Source organism: Arthrobacter sp. 2YAF22_2 (assembly GCF_052114645.1).
Taxonomy (GTDB): domain Bacteria; phylum Actinomycetota; class Actinomycetes; order Actinomycetales; family Micrococcaceae; genus Arthrobacter.
Genome location: NZ_JBFRFD010000326.1, coordinates 1 through 4,245, shown reverse-complemented (window position 1 = coordinate 4,245; position 4,245 = coordinate 1). Strand labels below are relative to the sequence as shown.

7 protein-coding genes are annotated in these 4,245 nt (G+C 65.6%); all 7 read right to left on the bottom strand.

What is annotated here, in order from left to right; translation table 11 throughout:
• The coding region (gene fliF / locus AB4Y86_RS13285; RefSeq protein WP_441402688.1) for a flagellar basal-body MS-ring/collar protein FliF at nucleotides 1-1,501 on the bottom strand (1,501 nt) is incomplete at its 3' end.
• Nucleotides 1,501-1,806 (bottom strand): flagellar hook-basal body complex protein FliE, encoded by a 306-nt coding sequence (gene fliE / locus AB4Y86_RS13280; protein WP_441402687.1) that lies wholly within the window; start codon nucleotides 1,804-1,806, stop codon nucleotides 1,501-1,503. The genes fliF and fliE, both read right to left, overlap by 1 nt.
• On the bottom strand, nucleotides 1,806-2,198 hold the full coding sequence (locus AB4Y86_RS13275) for a flagellar basal body rod protein FlgC (protein WP_441402686.1): 393 nt from the start codon (nucleotides 2,196-2,198) through the stop codon (nucleotides 1,806-1,808). Before AB4Y86_RS13275 ends, fliE begins: the two co-directional genes overlap by 1 nt.
• Nucleotides 2,198-2,539 carry a flagellar basal body rod protein FlgB gene (locus tag AB4Y86_RS13270; protein WP_441402685.1) on the bottom strand — a complete coding sequence of 114 codons (342 nt, stop codon included), beginning with the start codon at nucleotides 2,537-2,539 and terminating at the stop codon, nucleotides 2,198-2,200. Before AB4Y86_RS13270 ends, AB4Y86_RS13275 begins: the two co-directional genes overlap by 1 nt.
• Nucleotides 2,540-2,707: 168 nt before the next feature.
• Nucleotides 2,708-3,097 carry a hypothetical protein gene (locus AB4Y86_RS13265; RefSeq protein WP_441402684.1) on the bottom strand — a complete coding sequence of 130 codons (390 nt, stop codon included), beginning with the start codon at nucleotides 3,095-3,097 and terminating at the stop codon, nucleotides 2,708-2,710.
• Complete coding sequence (gene fliS / locus AB4Y86_RS13260) at nucleotides 3,090-3,608, bottom strand: flagellar export chaperone FliS (protein ID WP_441402683.1); 519 nt, start codon at nucleotides 3,606-3,608, stop codon at nucleotides 3,090-3,092. The genes AB4Y86_RS13265 and fliS overlap by 8 nt, the downstream gene beginning before the upstream one ends.
• 2 nt (nucleotides 3,609-3,610) lie before the next feature.
• A partial coding sequence (gene fliD, locus AB4Y86_RS13255; protein WP_441402682.1) for a flagellar filament capping protein FliD occupies nucleotides 3,611-4,245 on the bottom strand: 635 nt, incomplete at its 5' end.

Below are 4,245 nucleotides of genomic sequence, written 5' to 3'. Positions count from 1 at the left end.
CTTCCAGCGGCGGGGACGGTAACGGCTGTAGCGGCAGGGCCATGAGCGGGATGGCCGACGTCGCGGGGGCCGGGTCAATGGCTGTCACGGCGGGCGGCGGCGGCAGCAGGTCGAGGCGCTCGCCCAGGTCCACGGGTTCGCGCTTCTGCCGGCGTCGCAGGATGATAATCACGATCAGGGCCAGGATCAGCAGCCCCAGCAGGATGCTGCCGGCGGTGATCAGGGTGCCCAAGAAGGCCGACTGTCTTTCGGCATCGGCGTTGGCCTGCGCCTCGCCGAGTGCTTTTGCGGCGGCGTCGGAAGCTGAGGTGCTGAACGGCACCACCTCAACCGTCACGACGTCCCCTCGGGTAGCGTCGACGCCGGCTGCGGAGGTAACGAGGTTTTTGAGCGACGCGAGATTCAGGCCGCTAGCGGCGGCTTGGCTGACGGCGACGGAGATGGTCTGGCGTTTGACCGCACCCGCCGGGATGACGCGGTCCTCAGTGACCTTGTTGACGGCGTTGTTCTTGGTCCCGGTGGTGGAGTCGTAATTGCCGTTCCCGCTGGTACCACCGGGCACAGCGATGTTATCCGGGCCGAGGACGCCCGCGGCGCCTCCCCCGGTTCCCGTGTACTTCTCGGTTTTGGACGATTCGCTCAGCGGCAGGGCGCCAGGGGTGTTGGAGAACGTTTCACTCTTCTGCTGTGCGGATTCCCCGGTGACGTCGGCGGCAACCGCCACCGTGGAGTTGCCCGGACCCACGACGCGGTCCAGGACTGCCTTCACGGCGTCAGACGTCCGGTTCTGGTAGTCACTGGCCTGCTTGGAGGTGGAGCCCGTGGCGCCGCCCCCGACCGTGGAGAGCACGTTGCCCTGGGAGTCGACCACCGAGACGTTGTCCGGCTTGAGGTTCTCGATCGCAGCGGAGGTCAGGTGGACGATGGCCTGGACCTTGTCACTGGAGAGCGTGGTACCCGCGGTGGTTTCGATGAAAACGGACGCGGTGGTGTCGGGCGTCTTCGACACAAAGACGRTCTTTTCCGGGATGGCGAGACGGACGGCGGCGTTCTTCACCCCGTCCATTGCATTGATCGTGCTGGCCAGTTCACCTTCAAGCGCACGCTTGTAGGTGACTGACTGCTGGAACTCGGAAGACGTGACCCCCATCTTGTCCAGCAGGGAGTAGCCGGTGGCCGCCGCGGTCGGCAGGCCGGCGGAGGCGGCCTTGAGCCGCTCGTCGTAGACCTTTTCCTGTGGCACCAGGACGGTCGCCCCGCCGTCGCTGAGCTCATAAGGGACGTTGTCCTTTTTGAGCTGGTCCACCACAGCGCTCGCGTCGGCACTCTTGAGGCCGGAGAAGAGTGGCGTCATGGAGGGCTTGGAGAGCCAGGCGGAGAGCGCCACGATGCCGACCACCAGGAGGGCAGCGCCGATGACCGCCAAGGTTTTCTGCCCCGTGGTGAAGGACTTGAGGCCGCCGCCCAGACGCTGGAAGAAGCCGGTAATCTGCGGAGGCATCAGGCCTGCATCCTCATGATTTCGTTGAAGGCGTCAACACCCTTGTTGCGCATGGAGGCGACGAGTTCCAAGGTCACTTGCGCCCGGGTGGCGGCGATGGTGGCGTCCTGGATGTCGTTGAGGTTGCCGGTGACGGCGGAGACGGCAAGCTGGTTCGACGTCGACTGCAGCTGCTGGAGGTTGTCGACGGCTCCGGTGAGGGACGCCGCGAAGCCGGAACCATCAGTGCCAGAGACGGCCGAGGCACCGCCGACGTAGTCCGTGGGCATAACGCCCTGGACCGGGGCGATCGGGGAAACAGGCATCAGGATCTTCCAATCTCAAGGGCAGCCATGTAGGTCTCACGGGCGCGGTCAACAACCTGCGCGTTGGCCTGGTAACCGCGCTGGGCGATGATCAGGGCGCCCATTTGTTCGGCCATGTCGATGTCCGGGTACTTCACGTTGCCATTGGCGTCCGCGAGCGGGTGGTCCGGCTGGTAGACGATCCGGCCGGCGCCGCTGCCGAGCGGGGTGCTCTTGACGTAGACGCCGCTCTCGCCCGCGCCCGCGGCCGCTTCGACGTACTTGGCCTGGAAAGCGTTGCCGGACGTTCGGGACACGTTGTTCATGTTGGCGAGGTTGTCAGAGACGGCGTCAAGCCATTTGCGGTGCACCGTAAGGGCGGAGCCGGCAATGCCGATCGCGTCGAAAGTCATCAGCTGGTCCTCATGGCGGAGCGCACGGAGCTGAATTCATAGCCGATGGCACGGGACGCGAACTGGAAGCGGAGAACAGTATCGATGTTGGACAGGGTTTCCGTGTCCAGGTTGACGTTGTTGCCGTTGAGCTGGGTGGGCTCGAGGGAGGAAGCCGTGGTGGCTTGGACGTTGCCGTCGCCTGACTGCACCGATTGGGCGAGGGCTGCCTCGAAGCTCACACGCTGCGCGTGGTAGTTCGGCGTGTTGACGTTCGCGATGTTGTTCGCGATAGTCCGCTGGCGCAGCGACAGCCCGTTCAAGGCGCTGCTCAATGCGGCGGAGGTCACGGATTCGAGCACAGTATCCTGCCTGGGAAGGTGGGGAGTGGCCGATCCGTGGCCGGGAAACGAGCGATCCGTGCTCTTACTGTGGTTATCGGCACAGCTCAGGGCCGCGTTAGGGAAATTTGAAACAACTTTTTCGGGAGGGTTTTGCCGAATGCCGGCAACGGGGACTTGCCCCGGAAATCAGCCCTGAACGTCGAGGTAGACGGCCCGCGACGGGGAGCTCAGGCTCGGGACGGTGCTGAGCGCGTGGAGCTGGCGGGAAACGTCCTGTTTGGCCGCCTCCAGGCGTTTGGCCACACGCTCCTGCGCTGCGGAGAGGGCCATGGCGCGGCGCCGGGCCTCGGGAGGCAGGGGTCCGCTGAGCACCGGTGGGCTCCAGCGTTGCACGGGCAGCGCTGACTCCGGCTGGTGCAGCGGCGCCGAGAGCGGACCGAGCGGATCGTTGAGGGTTTTCTCCGCGGCAGTCACGGCCATTTCCAGGACATCCAGCACCAGGAGCCATGCGGCGGCTGCGGGATCATCGGTGTGCTCGGCGAGCTGGTCCTCCCCCCGGGACTCTTGTTCAGCCAAAGCCCAGGCTCCCGCTTCCCGCTCCGGAGGAGGCTGCCCAGGAACCTGCGGCGGCAAAGGACGACGGCGCCGCGGCGGGGGCGGGCTGCGCGGCGGGGATCGCTGCCGCCGCCTCGTGCCATGCCTGGCGGAGCGGTTCCAGGAGGTCGATCGCCTCGCGGGTCAGTGCGGGGTTGCGCTGGATGTTGGCGTTGATCAGCGCCGTGGAGGCGTAGTTGTAGAGGCCCAGCAGACCGTCGGCGCCGTCCCAGGCGTCGGTGTTGAGCGACGAGGAGAGCTCGGTGATGATCGCCTGGGCGTGGATGAGGTTCTCGGAGGCGAGGGACCAGTCGGCGGTCTGCAGCGCGCCTTCGGCCCGGCCCAGGTCGAGAAGGAGCCGGTCGTAGAGCATGGTCAGCAGCCGTGCGGGCGGGGCCGAGAGTACGGATTCGCTCAGGTACTGGTTCCGCTGTGCGGAGTTGCCGTAGCCGCCGTTTCCGTAGGAGGGGTTTCCAATGAAGGGGGTGGTCATTCTTACTTGCTCCCTGCGGAAAGGCCGGTCAATTGCGAGGTCAGCCATGCCGACTGCGACTGCATGGTGCTGAGGGTGACTTCAAGATTGGCGTAGGTCTGCTTCAAGGCTGCCTGGCGGTCGGAAAGCCGCTGGTCCCACGTTGAGATCTGGTCCGAGAGGTCCTTGGACCGCGCCTGTTGCCCGGTGATGTCCGTGGTCAGGGTTCCGTTGTATTTGTCGGACGCGAGGTTGGCGGCAGCGGCAACCCTGGTGGCCAGTTCCTGGAAGTCGGCCTTTGTCTTGACCGGATCTGCGGCCATCGCGGCGGTGAACTTCGTCGCGTCGAATTGGAAGGAACCGTCCTTTTGGATGCTGATGCCGAACTCCGAGGGCGACCGGCCGCTGCTGCCGACGGGCATGGACGCGGCGTTGACCAGGTTCTGGTTGACGTCCCGGACGGTGGCTTCGCCGGTGAAGATACCTCCGCTGACCTTGGGGCTACCGCTGGAGTCGGTGCTATTGACCACTGCGCTCTGCGTGGAGATCGAGGCGAAGATCCCGTTGAGGGTAGAGACGAGGTTGGACGCCACTGCGGAGATTCCGTTGGTATCCCGCGCCACACGGATCGTGACCGGGCTGGTGGACGCGGCTGTGA